We start from the raw sequence: 20,642 nt of genomic DNA on the forward strand, positions 1-20,642 counted from the left end.
CGGTAATGCATGTCCAGGTGTGTGGGGACCGAGATCGGACATGCGGAAAGCCAGCGTTGAGGGGCTTTTGCGCATACGCGTACCTCGTGTCGTGTCTGGCGGGCAAGCAAAATACCGGCCGGGCACGTGTGTAGTCTACCGGCGCGTCGACAACAGCATTTCGATGCCACCGGTGCCGGCACCGAATACGACAAAAGGGACTCCGCTAAGCGGAGTCCCTTTTGTCGATTTCGGTAGCAACCGAACCGCGGCGCGTTACGCCGCCGCGGCCATGTGCCTACTGCCAGCCATCTGCGGCTGTGCGACGCGTGCCGGCGCGGTTGCCGTGGGGTGCGACACGTACTCGCCGGCGTCACGGTGCTCCGCCGTTCCGCTGACGTACCCGCTCCCCGTGGCCGCTCGACCAACGCTCTGGGAAATGTACTCGTTGGGACGGATCGTGCTGTCGCTGGTGTGCGATACGTAAGAATTCATGGTGCTCCTGGTGCGATCTATATGACGGATGCCGACAGGGATCCAGAGCAATGACTCGTCACAGATCACTCCAACTCGTTCTGGGGGAACTGGTTCGAGTGAAGCTGGGGTGTTGGCCCGTTCGGCGGGAAGTATGCGCTGCGCCGCGCGAGCTGAGAAATCCGGGTCCGATAGTGGACCGCCATGACTTCTCAGATTGTATAAGACTACGTGACCGTGTCACTCGGTGGGGGAAACGCACGATCTACACAGGGACTGTGCAGGCAGCTTGGATTCAGCATCGATACTGTTTTCGAATGACTTCTGCGCTGTACGACATTCCCCTCACCCTCATTGATGGAACGGACACCACCTTCGGCGCCTTTGAAGGAAAAACGGTTCTCGTCGTCAACGTGGCATCAAAGTGCGGTTTCACCCCGCAGTACGCCGGTTTGGAAGCCCTCTATCAGCGTTACGCGAACGACGGGCTGGTCGTGCTCGGATTACCGAGCAACCAGTTCATGGGCCAGGAACCCGGCACTGAAACAGACATCGCGCAATTTTGCGGCATGACCTACGGGGTGACCTTTCCGATGACGGCCAAGGTCGATGTGCGGGGCAAGCACCAGCATCCGCTCTACGCCCAGTTAACCAAGTTCAAGCGGGGCCTGCTGCCCGGTTTGATCAAGTGGAACTTCGAGAAGTTTCTGGTGACACCGACCGGCGAGATCGTGGACCGCTTCGCCTCCGCGGTAGAGCCGGAATCGACCGAGATCGTCGCCGCGATCAAAAAGGTGCTGGCCGCCAAGGCCGCCTGATTCGCACATTTCTTGGACGGGGCCCCGTCTGTGGGCCCAGTTTGTAAACTGGGCCCGCGTTCATAACATGGCCCGGAGAACTTCAGCGGGCGGCCCGGTATTTCAGCGGGCGGCCCGGCGCAGCACGGCCTCGGCGTGGCGCAGAACCGGGCCATCGATCATGCGACCTTCATGCTGGAAGACACCCCGGGCACTCGCTGCGGCCTCGAGCAGTCCGAGGGCATAGTCCACTTCGGCGGCGGTCGGCTGGTAAGCGGTGCGAATGACCTCAACCTGGCTGGGGTGGATGCATGCGGTGGCGCTAAAGCCGCTCGCGACGGCATCCGCTGCCTCATTACTCAGGCCGGCCGTGTCGGTGATGTCCAAATGTACGGCATCGATCGCGGCCTTGTCGTGGGCTCGCGCGGCCAACAACACCTGGGAACGTGCATAGCGGGCAACATCACGGTAGCGACCGTCGGCAAACCGGCTCGAGGTACCACCGAGCGAGGCGACGAGATCTTCGGCGCCCCACATGAGCGCGACAACATTACGGGCGGCGGCAATCTCCGTCGCTGAGACGACGCCGGCGGCGGTTTCGCACAGGGCGATCACCCGGAACTGTGCGAGGCGTTCGACTTGGCCGGAGCTGACAGTTTTAGCGAGCATGATGTCGCGGTATTCTGTGCGCTCGAGCGCGGCCAGGTCGAGTGCGAAATCGGTCGTGTCGGCCGAATTGATGCGCACGATCGTGCGGGCCGCCTCAAGCGGATGCTCGATCAGCGCGCGCCGCGCAGCGGCCCGATCCTCGGGCGCGACGGCGTCTTCCAGGTCGAGGATGACGGCGTCGGCGCGCTCGACCGCCTTCGCATAGCGTTCTGGCCGGTCGGCCGGGCAGAACAGCAGGGCCGGACCGAGCGTGAACGGCGCCGGGGTGAAGGGGCTGAGCCCGGCAGGACTCTCGTCGAACGGATCGGGGCCGGCCGGGTCGAAGTCCGAGTCGTACGCTTCCCCACCGAACGGGTCGCCGTCGAACGTGCCGCTCATTGCGCGGCGTCCCGGCACCAGACCAGCACGGTGCGCACGGCCGTGCCCACCACGACACCGTCCTGGTTGCGTCCGGTGTGTTCGAGCGTGATGATGCCCTGACCGGGGCGGCTTTTCGACAGCCGTTTGTCGGTGACGATGCTCTCCGAGTAGAGGGTGTCCCCGTGGTGCAGCGGATGCGGAAACGTCACGGCCGCAAATCCCAGGTTCGCCACGATCGTGCCCTGGGTCAATTGCGCGACCGAGCTGCCGACCATGGTCGAGAGGGTGAACATGGAATTGACCAGACGTTCGCCGAACGGCTGGGTGGCTGACCAGGCTGCGTCGAGATGCAACGCCTGCGTGTTCATGGTCATCGTCGTGAACAGCACGTTGTCGGCCTCGGTCACGGTGCGACCGGGGCGGTGTTGATAGAGCGCATCGAGGTCAAACTCCTCGAAGTAGAGACCGCGCTGGCGCACCGGGTGGCGGTCGGGCGTACCGGGGTCGGTCATCCGCTTCTCCTCAATCACTGGTCAGCCGGCGAATCCCAGGGCCCGCGAGATGACCATGAGCTGTACCTCGGTTGTGCCCTCGCCAAGCTCGAGCACCTTGGAATCACGATAGTGCCGCGCGACCGGATTCTCGTTCAGAAAGCCGTATCCGCCAAAGATCTGCGTGGCATCGCGGGCATTGTCCATAGCCGCTTCACTGCCGACCATCTTGGCGATCGAGGCCTCCATTTTGAAGGATTTGCCGTTGATCATTTTCAATGCAGCGTCGTAGTAGGCGAGGCGCGCGGTGTGAACGCGTGCCTGCATCCGGGCGATCTTGAACGCGATGTGCTGGTTGGAGCCGATCGAGCGGCCGAAGACATTGCGGCTGTTCGCGTAGCGGATCGACTCTTCGAGGCAGCCCTGCGCCGCGCCGGTGCAGAGCGCGGCGAAGGCGATGCGGCCCTCATCGAGGGTCTGTACGAAGTTGGCGAAGCCACGGCCGCGTTCGCCGAGCAGATTCGCCTCGGGTACGCGCACGTTGTCGAACACGAGCGGATGGGTGTCTGAGGTGTGCCAGCCCACCTTGTCGTACGGCGGGAGGGCCGTGAAGCCGGGGGTCGGGGTCGGCACCAGAATGGCGGTGAGTTCTTTCTTGATGGAACCGTCTGGGCGAGTGGACTCCCCCGTAACCGCGGTCACCGTCACAAGGCGGGTAATGTCCGACCCCGAGTTGGTGATGAACTGCTTCGTGCCGTTGATCACCCATTCGCCGCCCGTGAGCTCGGCGGTGGTCTTGGTGCCCGCGGCGTCTGAGCCGGCATCCGCTTCGGTCAGGCCGAACGCGGCGAGCGCCGAGCCACTCGCCAGGCGAGGAACCCACTCCTGCTTCTGCTCCTCGGTGCCGCTGCGGAACACCGGCATTATGCCCAGGCCCACTCCGGCCTCGAGGGTGACGGCGATGCTCTGGTCGGCACGGGCCAGCTGCTCCACGGCGAGGCAGAGCGCGAAGTAGTCCTTGCCCTGGCCGCCGTACTCCACGGGAAACGGCAGTCCGAACAAGCCCATCTCCCCCATCTGGGCGATGATGCCATAGGGCAGGCTGCGCTTCGTGTCGTACTCGTAGGCGGCCGGTGCGACAACGTTATCGGCGAAGGCTCGAACCGTGTCGCTCAGGGCCTGGTATTCGGGGTTGAGTTCGTAGGTCATTCTGAATCTTCCTTTTCTGAGATGGTTGCGGTGGTACTGATCGTGGCGACGATCTGGTCGAGGGCCACGAGGTCACCGGTTTTGAGGTTCACGGTGACGCGGCCGGCCGTGGCAGCCACGAGTTTGTGCTCCATCTTCATGGCCTCGACCACGAGGATGGTCTGGCCGGCCGCGACCACGTCGCCGGTGACGGAGTGCACCGCGATGACAGTGCCGGGCATTGGCGAGCGTACGTCTGGGCTGACCATTCCTGGCACGCGACCCCGGCTCGCAAGGTGTTCCGCGAGCTGTTCGGCCCGAGCACGGTGTTGCAGGTCGAACGAGAATCCGTCGGCGCCGATGTATACCCGCGCCCCGGACTGTTCGATGGCGAACACCCGGGTCTCGCCGTCGTAATCGACACGAAACGCGCCCCGGCGGCCGATGATCGGCGTGAGTCCGGCTGGTACGGCCGGGCTGTCACCGATCGAAACGGATGCCGCCTGCGACTTTCCGACTACCCGCACCTCCACGGCCTCGGTCGCGCTCAGCCCCAGCGAGTAGCGCACGGGATGCGGCGAACCCAGCCGCCACCCGCTCGGCCGCGTCCACACATCGTTCGCGCCGGCGACGATGGACCCGGCGAGTCGGTGCAGGAACAGCGCTGCGGCGGCGAGGACGTGCCCGTCGGCTTCGCGAAAGCTGAGGTCGGGGAGCTTGCGTTCGATCAAACCGGTGTCGAGGCGGCCGGCGCGCACATCGGCATCCGCCAGCAGCAGCCGAAGATATTCGGTGTTGGTGTGCACACCGAGCACGACGGTGTCGGCGAGTGCCCGGTCGAGACGGTTCAACGCCTCAAGCCGGGTGGGAGCCCAGGCGATCACCTTGGCCAGCATCGGGTCGTAGTGGGAGGCGATCGTGAGGCCGGGAGTCAGCGAGCTGTCAACCCGCACCCCCTCACCCTTGGCCTCGTGCAGCTGCAGCACGGTGCCGCTGGTCGGCAGGAAGCCCCGCGCGGGGTTCTCCGCGTAGACCCGCGCCTCGATTGCATGCCCTGTGAGGCATACATCCGCTTGACTGACCGTGAGCGGCTCTCCCGCCGCGATGCGCAACTGCCAGTGCACCAGGTCGAGGCCGGTGACCAGCTCGGTGACCGGGTGTTCAACCTGCAGGCGGGTGTTCATCTCCATGAAAAAGAATTCGTCGGGAGCGGCTGCGGAGACCAAAAATTCCACGGTTCCAGCGCCGCTGTAGCCCACGCTTCGGGCGGCGGCGCAGGCCGCCTCGCCGATGCGGGCGCGAGTCGCCGCATCGAGCAAAGGGGAGGGTGCCTCCTCGATGACTTTCTGGTGCCGACGCTGCAGCGAGCATTCACGCTCGCCGAGGTGAATGACGGCGCCGTGATTGTCGGCGAGTATCTGCACCTCAATGTGCCGCGGGGTGGCCACGAGCCGTTCGAGCAGCAGGGTGTCATCACCGAAGGCGCTCTTAGCGACGCGCCGTGCGGTTTCGAGGGTGGCGGGCAGGTCTTCAGAGCGTTCCACCACGTGCATGCCCTTGCCGCCGCCACCGGCTGAGGGCTTGATGAGCATCGGATACCCCACGTCGACGGCTGCCGCGATGAGCTGCTCGTTGCTGAGGCCGGGCTGCGCCACCCCGGGGATGATCGGCACCCCGTAGCCGGCCACGTGGTTCTTCGAGCGGATTTTGTCGCCCATCGTGTTCAGCGCGTGCACACTCGGGCCGATGAACACGATTTTGGCGTCGGCGCAGGCCTGCGCGAACACCTGGTTCTCGCTGAGAAATCCGTAGCCGGGGTGGATGGCCTGGGCACCGGTTCGGGCCGCAGCGGCCAGAACGGCTTCGATATTGAGGTAGCTGTCCGCCGGTGCGGCGCCGCCGAGGCGCACCGCGGTATCCGCCAGCGACACGTGCCGAGCGTCACGGTCTGCGTCGCTATACACGGCGATAGAGCGGATGCCCCGCTCGCGCAGAGTGCGGATGATGCGGCAGGCAATTTCGCCGCGATTGGCGACCAGAACGGTGTCAAATGTCATGGAAATCGTCTCACTCACATTCGGAAGAGGCCGAAGGCGGACTTGCCGAGCGGCGCGGCGGCACACACGGCGAGGGCAAGACCGAGCACCGTGCGGGTGTCGGCGGGGTCGATGACGCCGTCGTCCCACAGCCGAGCGGTGGAATAGTAGGGGCTGCCCTGCTGCTCGTACTTTTCGAGGATCGGGTCTTTGAAGGCTGTCTCGGCCGCGGCCGACCAGGAGTCTCCGCCCCCCTCGATCTGCTCGCGCTTGACGGTAGCGAGCACGGAGGACGCCTGCGGGCCACCCATCACGGAAATGCGGCTGCCCGGCCACATCCAGAGGAAGCGGGGCGAATAGGCGCGGCCGCACATGGAGTAGTTGCCGGCGCCAAAGGAGCCGCCGATCACCACCGTGAGTTTAGGCACGCGGGCCGTCGCGACCGCGGTGACCATTTTGGCCCCGTGCTTGGCGATGCCGCCGGCTTCAGCTGCCTGGCCTACCATGAAACCGGAGATGTTCTGCAGAAAGACGAGCGGAATTCCGCGCTGGTCACAGAGCTCGATGAAGTGGGCGCCCTTCTGCGCAGATTCGGCGAACAGGATGCCGTTGTTGGCGACGATTCCCACCGGGTGGCCGTGGATATGCGCGAACCCGGTCACGAGCGTGGTGGCGTATTCGCGCTTGAATTCGTGGAATTCGCTGCCGTCGGTGATGCGCGCGATCACCTCGTGCACGTCGTACTGGCCCTGCACGTCGACGGGGACGGCTCCGTAGAGTTCGCTCTCGTCGGCGACCGGGTCAACAGTCGGGATCACACTCCACGCCGGGGTGTCGGCACGAGGAAGGGTCGAGACGATGTCGCGCACGATTTGCAGGGCGTGCTCATCGTTTTCGGCGAGGTGGTCGGTGACGCCGGAGACGCGGGCGTGAAGTTCACCGCCGCCGAGCTCCTCGGCGGTGATGATTTCGCCGATTGCGGCCTTTACGAGGGGCGGGCCGCCGAGAAAGATGGTGCCCTGGTTCCGCACGATCACGGTCTCGTCGCTCATGGCGGGAACGTAGGCACCGCCCGCGGTGCACGATCCCATTACCGAGGCGATCTGCGGGATCTTGGCCGCGGACATCCGTGCCTGGTTGTAGAAGATGCGGCCGAAGTGGTCACGGTCGGGGAAGACCTCGTCCTGCAGGGGCAGAAAGGCTCCCCCGGAGTCGACGAGGTACACGCAGGGCAGGCGGTTCTCAAAGGCGATCTCCTGGGCTCGCAAGTGCTTTCTCACCGTCATCGGGTAATAGGTGCCGCCCTTGACGGTGGCGTCGTTGGAGATCACGAGCACGAAGCGCCCGTGCACGAGGCCGATGCCGGCGATGACGCCCGCTCCCGGACTGTCGTCATTGTAGAGACCGGTCGCGGCCAGCGGTGCGATCTCGAGGAACGGACTGCCGTCGTCGAGCAATTGGTCAATGCGCTCGCGGGGCAGCAGCTTGCCACGGGCGAGGTGGCGCTGTCGGGACTTCTCCGGCCCGCCGAGCGCGGCCGTGGCGAGGCGCTGCTTCAGGTCGGCGACGAGCTGTCGCTGGGCAGCATCATTGCTCCGGAACGTCTGAGCAGAGGAATCGAGCTGACTCGCGAGTGTCTCCATCGACATCTTCCCTTTGGCGATGCCGGAGGGCCCGGCATCAACTACAGTTAATGTTTACTAACTGAAATTCAGGTTAGTAAGGATTAACTGAAATGTCCAGTGGAGGCTCGCATGAGCGCACCGATCGAAGCGACGCCGCGGAGTCGAGCCAAAGCTGAGCGACGCTCGGCCCTGCTCAGCGCCGCAGCTACGCTCTTCGCCCAGTCCGGATTCAACGGGGTCTCGATCGAAGATCTTGGCGCGGCCGTTGGGGTGAGCGGGCCGGCGGTTTACCGTCACTTCAACGGCAAACAGGCCGTGCTCGCCGCGCTGCTCATCGATGTGAGCGAGGATCTGGTCGCCGGTGGCCAAACCGTTGTGACGGAGACAACGGATGCCGCGGCCGCCCTGGGCGACCTCGTGCGCTTCCACGTTGACTTCGCGCTGTCGAACCCCGAGGTGATCCGCGTACAGGACCGCGACCTGGACAGCCTCGCGGAGTCGGACCGGCATCGGGTGCGGCTGCTGCAGCGCGAGTACGTGGAACTGTGGGTCGAGGTTTTGCATCGGGTGCACCCTGCGGTCAACGAGGCGCTGCTCCGCATTCGAGCCCACGCGACCTTTGGGCTGCTCAACTCAACGCCGCACAGCGCCCGTGCATCCTCGCACACCGCCGTGCGCACCCTGCTCGAGGAGATGGCCCTCGCCGCTCTCGGCCTGCCGGCCGCGTAATGGCCCGCGCGAACGGTCAGAACGCGGCGGTGCAGACGCAGAGCTCGTTGCCCTCTACGTCGGCGAGCACCCACCAGTCGGGGGCGTGCTCGTCAGAGAGCAGCACCCCGCCAACCTCAAGCACCGCCTCGACCAGGTCTTCGGCGTCGTCACTGGGGACGTAGACGTCCAGGTGAATGCGGTTGCGATCGGCGCGGGCGATTTCCATGTGCTGGAACCACACCTTGGGGGCGAGGCCCCGTGGGTCGACGAGTTCTACTCCATCGTCGCCGGTGATCTCGATGTAGCCGAGCCCGACCCGCCAGAATGGACGCACGGCATCCGCGTCGGTGCAGTCGATCGCAATGTCGTAGCGCGTGGGCCGCGCCGGACGCGCAGTGGCACCGAGGGTGTCGGCGATCTGCTGCACCCGGGCCGCGAGCTCGAGATCGCGCACGGTGACTCCCCCGGCATCGTGCGAGGTCAGCACGAGCGACACGGCCCCGTAGCCCAGGCGCACGTCGGGATGGTGATTCAGCGCCTCGGCGGCCTCGCCGACACGATTGACCAGTTCGAGGGCGGATGCGAAGTCTTTGGTGCGAAACGTGGCATGCAGGCATCCGTCGAGATGCACGAAAGCGGTGCCCGCCAGCTGTTTCTTCGTCGCAAAGGGAGCGAGGAGTGCGCCTTGAGGGTTCATGCCTCAACTCTGCTACGCCTACGCGCCCCGGTCAATCGCCCGTCTGGTGCACAACTCCTGCAATCTGCAGAACCAAAACCTGGCTGCTGCAAAATTCCGCGGCACTTTTTGGGCGGTCTTACAAATTGCAGGAGTTATGCGCGAGAAGGGGGCGGGGACGACTGGTGCTGGCCCGGTGGCAGACCTATGGATGGTGAGGAGGGGCTAGACCATGGTCAGCACGCGGGCCGGGTCGGCGAGGATCGTGCCGATGTCGGCGAGAAAGCGCGAACCCTGCTCGCCGTCGACCAGTCGGTGGTCGAACGACAGGCTGAGCGTGAGCACCTTGCGCAGCGCGACCTCGCCGCGATACTCCCACGGCCGAGAGCGGATGGCGCCCATCGCGAGAATCGCCGCCTCCCCCGGATTCAAAATGGGCGTGCCGGCGTCGATGCCGAACACTCCGATATTGGTGATGGTGATGGTGCCGCCGGACAGTGCCGCCGGGGTCGTTGTGCCGGCCCGCGCTGCCGTCGTGAGGTCGGCGAGCGCCGCAGCGAGGCCGCGCAGGTCGAGTCGGTCAGCGTCGACGATGTTTGGCACGAGCAGCCCGCGCGGGGTTGCGGCAGCGACGCCGAGGTTCACGTGGTGAAACTGCACGATCTCGCCGGCTGGCTCATCCCACCGGGTGTTCAGCGACGGCGTGCGGCCCACGGCCAGGCAGAGTGCCTTGGCCACCACGGCGAGAATGCCGATGCCCGCGTCGGCGAACTGCCGGTCGGCGCGGAGGGAATCGAGCAGTTCGACGGTCGGGGTGACGTCGATGGTGAGAAACTCGGTTACGTGTGGCGCGGTGAACGCGCTCTGCACCATGGCGGCCGCCGTGAGTTTGCGCAGGCTCTTGATCGGTGAGCGGGTCTCGCGCACAGCGTCGCCGAGGCTCATGGCCGGCTGGGTGGTCGTCACACCGGGTAACCTGGCCCCGTGCCGGTCGGGTGCCGGCACTGACTCGGTGATACGAGCGCGAACATCATCACGCGTGATCAGGCCGTCCTTTCCGGTTCCCGTGACCGTATAGAGGTCAATCCCGAGGTCACGGGCCAGGGCGCGGACCGGCGGCGTCGAGCGCGGTCTCTCGCCGGTGGCTGCCGTGGCGGGTGGTTCGACGGATGCTGCGGCGGGCGCGGCGGGTGGTTCGACGGATGCTGCGGGCACCGACGCATCACGGGCGCCCGTTCGGGCACGACGCTGGGGGTGTCCGTTGCGCTCGACGGCGGGGCCATAGCCGACCAGATTGGCCTCGCGCTGCTCGGCCGGAGCCACAGCATCCGCTTTCGGCGTCGAAACTGTGGGCTCATCGGCGCCGCCGATGTCGAAGGAGACAATCGGTTCACCGACATGCACGACCACCCCGGCCGGCTGGTGCAACACGCGAACGACCCCGGCAAACGGGCTTGGCAACTCGACGACGGCCTTGGCCGTTTCCACGTCCGCGATGTGCTGGTTGAGCGTGACCGCATCGCCCGGCGCGACGAGCCAGGCCACAATCTCGCTTTCGGTGAGACCCTCACCGAGGTCGGGCAGCTTGAATACCTTGATCATCGGCGCCCCATGACCCGGTCGACACCGTCGAGAATGCGGTCGAGGTCGGGCAGGTGATAGCTTTCCAGCTTGGCTGGCGGGTACGGCACATCAAAACCGGTGACCCGCACCGGGGCCGACTCCAGGTAGCTGAAGCAGCGTTCGGTGACGGTTGCGATGATCTCGCCGCCGAGTCCGCCCGACTGCGCCGCCTCGTGCGTCACGACAAGTCGCCCGGTTTTACGAACGGATGCCTCCACCACCGCATAATCCACCGGTGACAGCGACCGCAGGTCGATGACCTCGATCGAGATGCCCTCGTCGAAAGCGGCGAGCGCCGCGTCCCGCGCGGTCGTCACGAGCGCTCCGTAGGCAAGGAGTGTGACGTCCGTTCCCGGGCGCACGATGACGGCCTGCTCCATCGAGAGCCCGAGCTCCGGCACGACCTCGCCCTTGACGTGGTAGCGGCGCTTGGGCTCGAAGTAGAGCACCGGGTCGTCGCTCGCGATGGCCTGCCGAATAAGACTGTAGGCGTCCTGGGCGTTGGAGACGGCGATGACTCGAAGGCCGGAGGTATGGGTGAAGTAAGCCTCTGGCGATTCGGAGTGGTGTTCGGCCGCTCCGATTCCACCGCCGAACGGCACCCGGATAGTGATCGGCATGCGCACGGCGCCCTGGGTGCGGTAGTGGAACTTGGCGACCTGGCTGACGATCTGGTCGAAGCCGGGAAAGATGAAGCCGTCGAACTGAATCTCACAGACCGGGCGGTAGCCGCGATAGGCGAGGCCGACGGCGGTGCCGATGATCGCGGATTCAGCGAGCGGGGTGTCGATGACCCGGCGAGCCCCGAACTGGGCGAGCAGGTCGCTCGTCACCCGAAAGACTCCGCCGAGGGCTCCGATATCCTCACCCAGCAGTACCACCCTGGGGTCGTCGAGCATGGCCTGGCGCAGACCCTCGTTGATGGCCTTGCCCATGGTGAGGGTTTTGGTCTCGCTGAGCGGGATAGGTTGTGGCGCGTTGAGGCCGGGAACCGTTGACACGGTTGCCGGGGTCATCAGTGGGGTCATGGTCATCACGCCTTTCGATTCTGTTCGGCACTATCGTGTTCGGCGCCAAAGCTCGTGAGGTAGCCGGCGTAGTCGGCGCGCTGGCGCTCGAGGGTGGCGTTGGGGGTGACATAGACGTGGTCGAACACGCTCAGCGGTTCGGGGTCGGGCATGCCGATGCAGCCGGCGCGTAATTCGGCGGCTGCGGCATCGGCCAGCGCAGCAGTGGCCGCCTCAACCTCGGGCGTGATTTCACCGAGGCTGGTCAGCAGCCGGTGCAGACGCAGCAGGGGGTCGCGCGTCTTCCACTCGGCCAGTTCCGCCGGGTCTCGATAGCGGGTGGGGTCATCCGCTGTGGTGTGCGGTCCCATGCGGTAGGTGACGGCTTCGATGAAGGTCGGGCCGCCACCGGTGCGAGCCCGGTCGAGAGCTATACGGGTCGCAGCCGTGACCGCGATCACGTCGTTTCCGTCGATGCGCAGGCTGGGGATGCCAAAGCCCGGCGCGCGATCGGCGATATTGCGGTGCGCCTGCACCCCGACCGGCTCGGAAATGGCCCACTGGTTGTTCTGGCAGAAGAAGACCACCGGGGCCTGGAAGCTCGCCGCGAAGACCATGGCCTCGTTCACATCGCCCTCGCTCGTGGCACCGTCACCAAAATAGGTAATGGCGACGGAATCGACGTCGTCGCGCTGGGCGCCCAGCGCCCACCCGGTGGCGTGCAGCGTTTGCGCGCCAATAATGATGGCCGGGGTGGCCATTTGGACCGTGTACGGATCCCAGCCGGACTGGGCGTTGCCGCGCCAGACCTTGACGATGTCGGAAAGTTCCACGCCACGGCAGTACGCGACGGCGTTCTCGCGGTAGCTCGGAAAGATGAAGTCGTCACGGCGCAGGGCGCGGGCCGAGCCGATCTGCGCAGCTTCCTGGCCGAGCAGCGGCGGCCACAGGCCGAGTTCGCCCTGGCGCTGCAGGGCTGTCGCTTCGGTGTCAATGCGGCGCACCACGACCATGTCTCTGTAGAGCGCCAGGAGAGCTGCGCCATCGAGGTCTTCAACCCACGGGTCGAAATCGCCGCGGGGTATCCGCTCGCCTTCAATCGAGAGAAGCTGCACGAGCTGAGGGGAAAAATCAATCATGGGTCGCTCCGAGCGTCATTGCTAAAGTTGACGTGAGCCTATGTCGACCCGACAGAGAGCACAACCACCGTCAAAAATAGTGAGCAAAGTGCCCTATCCAGGCTCGCCAGAGCATGTTAATGTTTTGCACTATGTACAGCCTTGACAAGACCGACACAAAGCTCCTCCAAGCACTCTCCGCCGACCCGCGCAGTACCTTCGTCGCGCTCGCCGACACGCTGGGACTTTCCCGCAATACCGTGCAGGCACGCATGAAGCGATTGGAAGACTCTGGCGCCTTTCTCGGCTTCGATCGCCGCATCAATCCAGCCGCCCTCGGCTATCCCCTGACCGCGTTCATCGAGGTGCACGTGCAGCAGAAACGGCTCGCGCAGATTGTGCTCGACCTGGCTTTAATCCCCGAGATCGTGCAGGCGCACGGCATGAGCGGGCAGACCGATCTGCTCGTGCGGGTGGTCTGCACGGACGCCGCCGACCTGTTTCGCATCGACGGTACGATCCTTGCCTGCGACGGTGTTGAGCGCACTGAGACCTCGCTCGCCATGGGTGAAGTCATCCCGTATCGCCTCACACCGCTGCTCGACCGCCGCGGGTAAGCGGTCCGAACCCGATCTATTTGCTAAATTCTTCATATAGTTATATAAAGAAGTAATGAAGTTAACTGCGCTGGTAGTCTTGCACTCGACCAGACGCACCGCACAATCCGTCGCCTGCCCAACACTTTCGACTTTCGCGTTCCCCAGAGAAGGCACCAGTGTCGTGAACATGCATGCACGCGGGGGACTTGTATGAGTTTCCTGCGATTGGCCACCCTCATTCGGCACGGCTCACGCATTGCCGAACCGGCGCCGCCTGCCCCGCCGCTGTTTGCAGGGGCTTCGGCCTTCGGCGGCAGCGTGCAGGTGCGTTTCATCAATGCCGGCGGGTGCAACGACTGCGCCCTCGAGGTGGCCGCCGCATTTGGTCCCGTCTACGACGTGGAACGCTATGGCGTGCGCCTGGTTCCCTCGCCGCGGCACGCCGACGTGCTGCTCATCGTCGGCAGCGTGACCCGCAATATGGCCCAGCCGATGCTGCGCACCATCGAGGCCACCCCCACGCCCCGGTTCGTGATCGCGGTCGGTGATTGCGCCCTGCACGGCGGCGCCTTCCGCGATGGCTACGGCATCATCGGGCCCGTTTCCGATTTCGTGCACGTTGATATCGAGGTACCGGGGAGCCCGCCAGAGCCGACCGATATTGTGCGCGCCCTGCGCCGGATGACCGGCCGATGACCGGTATTGAAGCAGGATTGCTCCTGCAACTCGGCCTCGGCGCACTGGCCGTGGTGACCGCTCTGACGGCGGCACCGTCTCTGCGGTCGCGGGCGGGCGGCATCCTCTGCACCCTCATCGCGGTCACCGGCTTTCTGACCGGCCTCGGGGCCATGCTCGGCGCCACCGGTAGCCTGCGCATTTCAATTGCCCTGCCGATGGATCCGCTCGTATTGGCCCCCGACCGCCTCGGCGGCCTGTTCATGCTCATCGTCTCGGGTGTGGGCATTCTCGTGTCGCTCTACTCGATGAGTTCCACCCGCGGACCCGACGCGAGCCGCACCGCCTGGGTTGCCATGCCGATGTTCCTCGTAGGCATGCAGCTGGTACCGGCCGCGACCGACTCGGTCTCGTTTCTGCTGGCCTGGGAGATCATGACCCTCGGCTCCACCCTGCTGCTGCTGGCTGACCACGCCAGCCGCACGACGGTCGCCTCGGCCGGAATCTGGTACTCGGCGATGTCGCAGCTGAGTTTCTTCTTCATTCTCGCTGGCTTTGCCGTGCTCGCCGCAGCCTCGGGCGGAACGAGCTTCAGCAACCTGCAAGCGATCGAACCGGGGCCCGCGAACGTGGCTTTCGTGCTGCTTTTGCTCGGCTTCGGCGGCAAGGCCGAACTGGTGCCGCTGCACGTCTGGGTACCCAGGGTGCTCCCCGAAGCTCCCAGCCACGTCTCGGCCGCGATGAGTGGCGCGATGGTCAAGATCGGCGTTTACGGCGGTCTGCTGGTGTGCGTTCGGCTGTTGCCCGACGGCCCCACCTGGTGGGGCATTGCGATCATGGTCGTCGGTGGCGCATCCGCACTCTATGGCATTCTGCAGGCGTCCGTGTCGAGCGATCTCAAGGTACTGCTGGCCTACTCGACGACCGAAAATATGGGCCTGGTCTATCTCGGACTCGGCGCGAGCATGCTGCTGCGCGGTTACGACGCCCAAGCGGCAGCGGATGCCGCGCTCGTGGCCGCCCTGCTCCTCGCCGTCAGCCACGCGGCGTTCAAATCGACACTGTTCCTCGGCGCCGGCGCCATCATCCACGCCACCGGCGAACGCAACCTCGACCGGCTCGGCGGGCTCGGCGCCCGCATGCCCGTCACAGCCACGGCTTTCGGCATTGCCAGCCTCGGCGCCGCCGCAATCCCGATCACGAGCGGCTTCGTCGCCGAGTGGATGCTGCTCCAATCACTCATTCACGGCGGTCGCCTTGACGGGGCGGTCGTCTCGGTCGCAGCATCCGTCGCCATGCCCCTGGCCGTCGCTGTGGTCGCTCTCACCGCCGGCCTCGCCCTGCTCACCTTCGTCAAGGCCTATGGCATCGCCTTCCTGGCTCGACCACGCAGCATCGAAGCAGCGGATGCCCGTGAGGTGCCGCCGCTCATGCAACTCTCGCTCGCCCTCGGCGCCCTCTTCGTGCTCGCCCTCGGGCTGCTCCCCGGACCGATTGCCGCGCTCGTCGCGCACACCGTCACCCCGAACCCGGACGCCGCCGTACAGTCCGTCGGCCTCGGCGGCGTCTCGCTTCCGGGCATCGGGGCGGTACTCGACCCGATCATGCTCGTCATTTTGTCGGCACTGGTGGCCATTCCCGTGATCGTCTCGATCATCGTGTCGGCCCGTCGGTATCCACATCGCACGGTCGAGCTGCCCTGGGGCGGTGGCGGCTCCCGGGCACGGCCGCGTATGCAGTACACGGCGACCTCCTACGCGGAGCCGCTCGTGCGGGTCTTCGACGACGTGCTCAAGCCGTCACGCGACGTGCAGGTCACCCACGTGGCCGAGTCCCGATATTTGGTGGAGCGGGTGCGGGTGGAACAGCGCGTCTCGGACGTCTTCGAAACCCGGCTATATCGACCGGTGCTCAACCTAATCCAGCGCTACGGAATCGTCGTGCGCCACGTCGCCAACGGCAGCATCCACCGCTACCTGTCCTATTCTTTCGTTGCTCTTCTCTTCGTGCTGATTGTGGTCTCGCTATGAACGCCATCATCATCGCCTTCGTGCAGGTCGTTCTGTTCGTCTTCCTCGCCCCGGTGTTGATCGGGGTCATCCGCCAGGTGCGGGCCACGATCGAAGGCCGAGCCGGAGTGGGAATCTGGCAGCCGTGGCGCGACGTGCGCAAGTTGTTGGCAAAAAACCCGGTGCGAGCCACCGACAGCAGCTGGATACTGCGGGCAGGCCCCGTCGCCCTGGTCGTGTCCAGCCTGCTGCTGTGCGTGCTGCTGCCCCTGGTGGGCACCATTCCCTTCGCACTCGTTCCCAGTGACCTGTTCGTCATCATTTCCGTCATGTTGATCGGTGTCGTGGCCCTCGCGCTGGTCGGCCTGGACGGCGGAACAGCCTTCGGCGGTATGGGCTCCAGTCGGCACATGACGGTCGCGGCGCTCGTTGAACCAACCCTGCTGCTCTCGATTTACGCTTTTTCAATCCCGGCCGGAACCAGCACCCTGTCGGTCATCGTTGAAACGCGGCTACTCTCCCCCGAGGTCATCATTTCGCCGGTCAGCGTGCTGGCCCTCGTCGCCCTGTCGATCGCGATCATGGCCGAGACCGCCCGCCTTCCCATCGATAATCCGGGCACCCATCTTGAGGTGACCATGCTGCACGAGGCGATGATCCTCGAAGCAAGCGGACGCGACCTGGCCTGGCTCGAAGTCGGCTCCTGGCTGAAGCTGGCCGCCCTGCTCGGCCTGGTCAGCAACCTGGCGGTGCCGTGGGGCATCGTGACGGATTTCAGCGCCATCGGCCTGGCTGTCGGCGTCGTCAGCATCACCGTCAAGGTGCTCGTACTCGGCGTGCTGCTGAGTGTCGGCGAGATCTTTCTGGCCAAGGTGCGTCTGTTCCAGGTGCCGGAGCTGCTCGCGGGCTCGTTCGCCCTCGCCTTCCTCGCCGTCACCGCCTCCTATCTGGTCGCCTGAGGAGCATCCGTGTTTGAGAACATCTACCCCCAACTCATCGGCCTGTGCGCTGGCGCCCTGCTACTCACGAGCGCGCTCATGGTCTGGCGACACTCCCTGCTCGCATCGATTCGACTACTCGCGCTGCAGGGCATCGCCCTCGCAGCTCTCGTGGCGGTCATTGGGATTGCCGAGGGCGAGTCTGAGCTGGTCATCGTGTCCCTGCTCATTCTCTCGGTCAAGGGCCTCGGCCTTCCCTGGGTGCTCGCCCACCAATCCAAGGCAGCAATCAAGCAAATTCAAGAATCGCCCCGGCTCAACCCGACCGCTGCGCTCCTGACGGTCACCCTGCTGACCATCCTGAGCTATGTCGTCGTAAGTCGTGTCTTCGGTCTCGGCGACAGCAGCACCGGTCACGCCGCCCCGATCGGCCTCGCCATGGTGCTCATCGGGTTTCTGCTGCTCATCAGTCGACGCCGTGCCCGATCACAGCTCATTGGTTTTCTCGTGCTCGACAACGGCATCGCCACCATTACGTTTCTGACCAGCGGCGGGGTACCGATTCTGCTTGAATTCGCTTTCTCCCTCGACGTTTTGCTGGTGGTGCTTATTCTGCATGTATTCGCGGGCCGCATGCGCAACAAGTTCGGCGGCACGGCCGTCGATCAGCTCAGGGAGTTGCACGATTGATGTCGATAATACTGTGGATTCCGTTGGTCGCACCGCTCGCCCTCGCCGGGCTCAGCCTGCTCCTCGGCCCCTCAGCGCCGCGCCGTTTCGTCGGCGTCGCCGCGTCTGGCGCTGTCTTGATCTCCGGCCTGCTGTTGGTCAGTGCCGTGCTGAACGGTGCCGTGCCCGAGAGCGGCGGAGGCTTGCTGCGCGCCGACGCCCTCTCGGCCTACATGATCAGCGTCGTCGGAGCGGTCGGCCTCATTGCGACCTGGGGCGGGCTCAGCAGCGCCGCATCGAGCCGCACGAAAGTCGCCGCCAGCTATGAGGCCCTCATCGCCCTGTTCCTGGCGGCCATGTCCCTCGCCGTCCTCGCCGACAGCATCGGCCTGATGTGGGCCGCCGTCGAGGCCACCACCATCGCCACCGCCTTCCTCGTGGGTCACCACCGAACCGGTCGCTCCCTCGAGGCAGCCTGGAAGTACGTCATCCTCGGTTCGGTCGGCGTGGCCATCGCCCTGCTGGGCATCGGCTTCATCTACGCCGCGTCCGTCGGCACCGACACCCCTACGCTGTCCTGGCTGCTGCTCAGTCAGTCAAACCTCGGCCTCGACCCGGCACTCATCACCGCCGGCGGCGCCCTCGCGGTGCTCGGTTTCGCGACCAAGGCCGGCCTCGCCCCGATGCACAGCTGGCTGCCGGACGCCCACAGCCAGGCGCCGGCGCCGGTCTCCGGCCTCATGTCGGGAGTTCTGCTCTCGGTCGCTCTCTACGCCATCCTGCGCATCCAGTCGATCACCAACCTCGTGATCGGCCCGGAGTTTCTGCGCACCATGCTCAGCATCGGCGGCCTGCTCTCGCTGCTCGTGGCCGCGTCGCTGCTCATCCGCCAACGCGACTACAAACGGATGCTCGCCTACTCCAGCATCGAACATATGGGCCTGATGGCCATCGGGGTCGCCATCGGGCCGGCCGCGCTCCCCTCGGTGCTGTTGTACGTTCTCGGTCACGGCCTGATCAAGGCGACCCTGTTCGTGATCTCCGGGCGCATCCTTAAGATCGAGGGCACCCCGGTGATCTCCGACGTGCGCGCCCTGCTGGTGCGACGGCCCGGCCTCGCTGTGCCGTGGCTTATCGCGATGGCAGCCATCGTCGGCTTTCCCCCGTTCAGCATCTTCTTCTCCGAGGTCGGCATCATCATGGCCGGCTGGTCGGCGGGCCTCGGCGCCGTAGTCGGAGCGGCCCTGGTGCTGCTGCTTGTGATCTTCGCCGCATTTACCCGCCTGACCGTTCAGATGACCCTTGGCGGTCCCGCGGAAGGCGCTCTGTTCACTCCCGACTACTCGGCCCACGGCCCCCGCCTGCCGATCATTTTGGCCCTGGTTGCAACGGCGACGGTCGCGTTCGTCGCCGAACCGGTCAGCACTCTTTTGCTGCAGGCCACAGCCGTTCTGGGAGGTAGCAACTAATGCATGATGAACGAACGCCGCAAGACCTGGCCGCCGATAACCTGGCGTCTGATCGAACCGAACTGCGGAAACTGGCCCGCTCCCAACTACCGAGCGCTGCCGCCGCACTGCTGGATGCAGGTAGCCGACTGGCCCTCGTCGCCTGCCACGAGGCCGACGACGACTTTCGCATCGTTTATTCCTTCGTCGGAGCCACCCCGTCACTGCGCGCAGACCTCTCGGTCAGAGTGCCGCGGAACGACGCCTGGATTCCCAGCCTCGCCGAAATATCCCTGTCAGCAGGCAACTTCGAACGCGAAATTCGGGACCTCTACGGTGTCGTCCCCCGCAATCACCCGCAGCCCCACCGGCTGGTGCGCCACGGCCACTGGCCGCGCGGCTGGTACCCGATGCTGCACGCCAACGCCGTCGTGCCCGAGTTCGAGCCTGACGTTGAGTCGTTTCCGTTCGTGCCGGTGGAAGGCCCCGGTGTCTACGAGATCGCGGTCGGCCCGATCCACGCCGGCATCATCGAGCCCGGTCACTTTCGGTTCTCGGTGGTCGGTGAGACCATCGTGCGCATGGAAGCCCGCCAGTGGTACCTGCACCGAGGTGTCGAGAAGGTGTTCGAGGGTAAGACCGCTGCCGAGGGCGTGCTTTTGGCCGAACAGATCAGCGGTGACACCGCCGTCGGCCACTCCCTCGCCTTTGTCATGGCGGTCGAGCAGGCAGCCGGTATAGACGTCTCTGAGCCCGACCGGTTACTGCGTGCGCTGCTGCTGGAACTCGAACGTCTTTACAACCATGTGACCGACCTCGGCTCGCTCGCCAATGACGTGGGCTTCGGCATCATCGACGCGCACGCGCAGGGCCTGCGTGAGCAGCTGATGCGAATCAACAAGTCGGTCACCGGACATCGTCTGCTGCGCGGCGCCCTCAGCGTCGGTGGCACGCGCGTGACCACGCTCCCCGCTGCAGCCGACCTCGCCAGAGTGAGCGCGGCCATGGCCGAACTGGTCGGCATTACTCTCGGCCACGCCATCGTTCGCGGTCGCTTCACCGGAACAGCCCGGTTGTCCAAAGCCCAGGCCACCACGATTGGAACACTCGGCTATGTCGCCCGCGCGTCGGGTATCACTTCCGACGCGCGCTCCGAGCATCCGTTCGTCAGCCTCGGCGAGGTCTTTCACGTCGTCACTGAAGAGGGCGGCGACGTTCTGGCCCGGTACACCGTGCGCGCGCGTGAACTCGAGGTGTCGACCGCCGTCGTGCTTGACCTGCTGCTACGTCTGCGGGGTCACACCGGTACCGCGTTCAGTGTGAACCCGACCTCGACCGGCACCGGCCTGGCCCTCGTGGAAGCCTGGCGGGGTACAACGACGCACCGCGTCGAACTCGCCGCCGACGGCACACTCAGCCGGGTGAAAATCGTCGACCCGTCGTTTCTGAACTGGCCCGCCGTGCCGCATGCCCTGTCGGAGACGATCGTTCCCGACTTTCCGCTCGCAAACAAGAGTTTCAACCTCTCCTACGCGGGAAACGACCTGTAG

Annotated in this window: 19 protein-coding genes; 9 read left to right on the forward strand and 10 right to left on the reverse strand. The window is 65.4% G+C overall.

Annotation, left to right across the window (positions count from 1 at the left end; genetic code table 11):
* Positions 1–255: 255 nt before the first annotated feature.
* The gene (locus E3T51_RS08540; RefSeq protein WP_134529479.1) at positions 256–474 is read right to left on the reverse strand and encodes a hypothetical protein; all 219 of its coding nucleotides are present in this window, start codon (positions 472–474) and stop codon (positions 256–258) included.
* Positions 475–770: 296 nt separating this feature from the next.
* On the opposite strand from E3T51_RS08540, the gene E3T51_RS08545 reads away from it, so the two are divergent.
* Positions 771–1,271: a glutathione peroxidase gene (locus tag E3T51_RS08545; RefSeq protein WP_134529480.1), complete on the forward strand. Its 501-nt coding sequence runs from the start codon at positions 771–773 to the stop codon at positions 1,269–1,271.
* A gap of 102 nt (positions 1,272–1,373) precedes the next feature.
* Here the strand turns inward: E3T51_RS08545 and E3T51_RS08550 are convergent, their stop codons facing one another.
* Genes E3T51_RS08550 through E3T51_RS08570 form a run of 5 tightly spaced genes read right to left on the reverse strand, consistent with a single transcriptional unit; the run spans position 1,374 to position 7,637 of the window.
* On the reverse strand, positions 1,374–2,297 hold the full coding sequence (locus E3T51_RS08550; protein ID WP_134529481.1) for an HpcH/HpaI aldolase/citrate lyase family protein: 924 nt from the start codon (positions 2,295–2,297) through the stop codon (positions 1,374–1,376).
* On the reverse strand, positions 2,294–2,791 hold the full coding sequence (locus tag E3T51_RS08555; RefSeq protein WP_134529482.1) for a MaoC family dehydratase: 498 nt from the start codon (positions 2,789–2,791) through the stop codon (positions 2,294–2,296). The genes E3T51_RS08550 and E3T51_RS08555 overlap by 4 nt, the downstream gene beginning before the upstream one ends.
* A 21-nt stretch (positions 2,792–2,812) precedes the next feature.
* Positions 2,813–3,979 (reverse strand): acyl-CoA dehydrogenase family protein, encoded by a 1,167-nt coding sequence (locus E3T51_RS08560; protein WP_134529483.1) that lies wholly within the window; start codon positions 3,977–3,979, stop codon positions 2,813–2,815.
* On the reverse strand, positions 3,976–6,015 hold the full coding sequence (locus E3T51_RS08565; RefSeq protein ID WP_134529484.1) for an ATP-binding protein: 2,040 nt from the start codon (positions 6,013–6,015) through the stop codon (positions 3,976–3,978). The genes E3T51_RS08560 and E3T51_RS08565 overlap by 4 nt, the downstream gene beginning before the upstream one ends.
* Before the next feature lie 14 nt (positions 6,016–6,029).
* Positions 6,030–7,637: a carboxyl transferase domain-containing protein gene (locus E3T51_RS08570; protein ID WP_134529485.1), complete on the reverse strand. Its 1,608-nt coding sequence runs from the start codon at positions 7,635–7,637 to the stop codon at positions 6,030–6,032.
* A gap of 111 nt (positions 7,638–7,748) precedes the next feature.
* Here E3T51_RS08570 and E3T51_RS08575 point away from each other — a divergent pair, with 111 nt between their 5' ends.
* Positions 7,749–8,348 (forward strand): SACE_7040 family transcriptional regulator, encoded by a 600-nt coding sequence (locus E3T51_RS08575; protein ID WP_134529486.1) that lies wholly within the window; start codon positions 7,749–7,751, stop codon positions 8,346–8,348.
* 16 nt (positions 8,349–8,364) lie between these two features.
* Here the strand turns inward: E3T51_RS08575 and E3T51_RS08580 are convergent, their stop codons facing one another.
* From E3T51_RS08580 to pdhA, 4 genes are all read right to left on the reverse strand, one after another.
* Positions 8,365–9,027: a 4a-hydroxytetrahydrobiopterin dehydratase gene (locus E3T51_RS08580; RefSeq protein ID WP_134529487.1), complete on the reverse strand. Its 663-nt coding sequence runs from the start codon at positions 9,025–9,027 to the stop codon at positions 8,365–8,367.
* Positions 9,028–9,231: 204 nt separating this feature from the next.
* Complete coding sequence (locus tag E3T51_RS08585; protein WP_134529488.1) at positions 9,232–10,608, reverse strand: dihydrolipoamide acetyltransferase family protein; 1,377 nt, start codon at positions 10,606–10,608, stop codon at positions 9,232–9,234.
* Positions 10,605–11,564: an alpha-ketoacid dehydrogenase subunit beta gene (locus E3T51_RS08590; RefSeq protein WP_241989242.1), complete on the reverse strand. Its 960-nt coding sequence runs from the start codon at positions 11,562–11,564 to the stop codon at positions 10,605–10,607. Before E3T51_RS08590 ends, E3T51_RS08585 begins: the two co-directional genes overlap by 4 nt.
* Before the next feature lie 98 nt (positions 11,565–11,662).
* The gene (gene pdhA, locus E3T51_RS08595) at positions 11,663–12,775 is read right to left on the reverse strand and encodes a pyruvate dehydrogenase (acetyl-transferring) E1 component subunit alpha (RefSeq protein WP_134529489.1); all 1,113 of its coding nucleotides are present in this window, start codon (positions 12,773–12,775) and stop codon (positions 11,663–11,665) included.
* A gap of 131 nt (positions 12,776–12,906) precedes the next feature.
* Here pdhA and E3T51_RS08600 point away from each other — a divergent pair, with 131 nt between their 5' ends.
* The 7 genes from E3T51_RS08600 (at position 12,907) to E3T51_RS08630 (ending at position 20,642) form a co-directional block, all read left to right on the forward strand.
* Entirely contained in the window at positions 12,907–13,371 is a 465-nt protein-coding gene (locus E3T51_RS08600; protein ID WP_134529490.1) for an Lrp/AsnC family transcriptional regulator, read from the forward strand.
* Positions 13,372–13,563: 192 nt separating this feature from the next.
* Positions 13,564–14,049, forward strand: a complete 486-nt coding sequence (locus tag E3T51_RS08605) for an NADH-quinone oxidoreductase subunit B family protein (protein WP_134529491.1) — start codon at positions 13,564–13,566, stop codon at positions 14,047–14,049.
* Positions 14,046–16,058 (forward strand): proton-conducting transporter transmembrane domain-containing protein, encoded by a 2,013-nt coding sequence (locus E3T51_RS08610; RefSeq protein WP_134529492.1) that lies wholly within the window; start codon positions 14,046–14,048, stop codon positions 16,056–16,058. The genes E3T51_RS08605 and E3T51_RS08610 overlap by 4 nt, the downstream gene beginning before the upstream one ends.
* Positions 16,055–16,996 (forward strand): respiratory chain complex I subunit 1 family protein, encoded by a 942-nt coding sequence (locus E3T51_RS08615; protein WP_134529493.1) that lies wholly within the window; start codon positions 16,055–16,057, stop codon positions 16,994–16,996. The genes E3T51_RS08610 and E3T51_RS08615 overlap by 4 nt, the downstream gene beginning before the upstream one ends.
* A 9-nt stretch (positions 16,997–17,005) precedes the next feature.
* Positions 17,006–17,665: a hypothetical protein gene (locus E3T51_RS08620; RefSeq protein WP_134529494.1), complete on the forward strand. Its 660-nt coding sequence runs from the start codon at positions 17,006–17,008 to the stop codon at positions 17,663–17,665.
* On the forward strand, positions 17,665–19,113 hold the full coding sequence (locus tag E3T51_RS08625; protein ID WP_134529495.1) for a proton-conducting transporter transmembrane domain-containing protein: 1,449 nt from the start codon (positions 17,665–17,667) through the stop codon (positions 19,111–19,113). The genes E3T51_RS08620 and E3T51_RS08625 overlap by 1 nt, the downstream gene beginning before the upstream one ends.
* A complete protein-coding gene (locus tag E3T51_RS08630) occupies positions 19,113–20,642 on the forward strand; it encodes a hydrogenase large subunit (protein WP_134529496.1) in 1,530 nt (509 codons plus the stop codon). The genes E3T51_RS08625 and E3T51_RS08630 overlap by 1 nt, the downstream gene beginning before the upstream one ends.

Source organism: Cryobacterium serini, from assembly GCF_004404025.1.
Lineage (GTDB): Bacteria > Actinomycetota > Actinomycetes > Actinomycetales > Microbacteriaceae > Cryobacterium > Cryobacterium serini.

Coding starts and splice junctions, on each gene's coding strand:
- E3T51_RS08540 (WP_134529479.1), bottom strand. CDS start 474: ATGAATTCTTACGTATCGCACACCAGCGACAGCACGATCCGTCCCAAC.
- E3T51_RS08545 (WP_134529480.1), top strand. CDS start 771: ATGACTTCTGCGCTGTACGACATTCCCCTCACCCTCATTGATGGAACG.
- E3T51_RS08550 (WP_134529481.1), bottom strand. CDS start 2,297: ATGAGCGGCACGTTCGACGGCGACCCGTTCGGTGGGGAAGCGTACGAC.
- E3T51_RS08555 (WP_134529482.1), bottom strand. CDS start 2,791: ATGACCGACCCCGGTACGCCCGACCGCCACCCGGTGCGCCAGCGCGGT.
- E3T51_RS08560 (WP_134529483.1), bottom strand. CDS start 3,979: ATGACCTACGAACTCAACCCCGAATACCAGGCCCTGAGCGACACGGTT.
- E3T51_RS08565 (WP_134529484.1), bottom strand. CDS start 6,015: ATGACATTTGACACCGTTCTGGTCGCCAATCGCGGCGAAATTGCCTGC.
- E3T51_RS08570 (WP_134529485.1), bottom strand. CDS start 7,637: ATGGAGACACTCGCGAGTCAGCTCGATTCCTCTGCTCAGACGTTCCGG.
- E3T51_RS08575 (WP_134529486.1), top strand. CDS start 7,749: ATGAGCGCACCGATCGAAGCGACGCCGCGGAGTCGAGCCAAAGCTGAG.
- E3T51_RS08580 (WP_134529487.1), bottom strand. CDS start 9,027: ATGAACCCTCAAGGCGCACTCCTCGCTCCCTTTGCGACGAAGAAACAG.
- E3T51_RS08585 (WP_134529488.1), bottom strand. CDS start 10,608: ATGATCAAGGTATTCAAGCTGCCCGACCTCGGTGAGGGTCTCACCGAA.
- E3T51_RS08590 (WP_241989242.1), bottom strand. CDS start 11,564: ATGGGCAAGGCCATCAACGAGGGTCTGCGCCAGGCCATGCTCGACGAC.
- pdhA (WP_134529489.1), bottom strand. CDS start 12,775: ATGATTGATTTTTCCCCTCAGCTCGTGCAGCTTCTCTCGATTGAAGGC.
- E3T51_RS08600 (WP_134529490.1), top strand. CDS start 12,907: ATGTACAGCCTTGACAAGACCGACACAAAGCTCCTCCAAGCACTCTCC.
- E3T51_RS08605 (WP_134529491.1), top strand. CDS start 13,564: ATGAGTTTCCTGCGATTGGCCACCCTCATTCGGCACGGCTCACGCATT.
- E3T51_RS08610 (WP_134529492.1), top strand. CDS start 14,046: ATGACCGGTATTGAAGCAGGATTGCTCCTGCAACTCGGCCTCGGCGCA.
- E3T51_RS08615 (WP_134529493.1), top strand. CDS start 16,055: ATGAACGCCATCATCATCGCCTTCGTGCAGGTCGTTCTGTTCGTCTTC.
- E3T51_RS08625 (WP_134529495.1), top strand. CDS start 17,665: ATGTCGATAATACTGTGGATTCCGTTGGTCGCACCGCTCGCCCTCGCC.
- E3T51_RS08630 (WP_134529496.1), top strand. CDS start 19,113: ATGCATGATGAACGAACGCCGCAAGACCTGGCCGCCGATAACCTGGCG.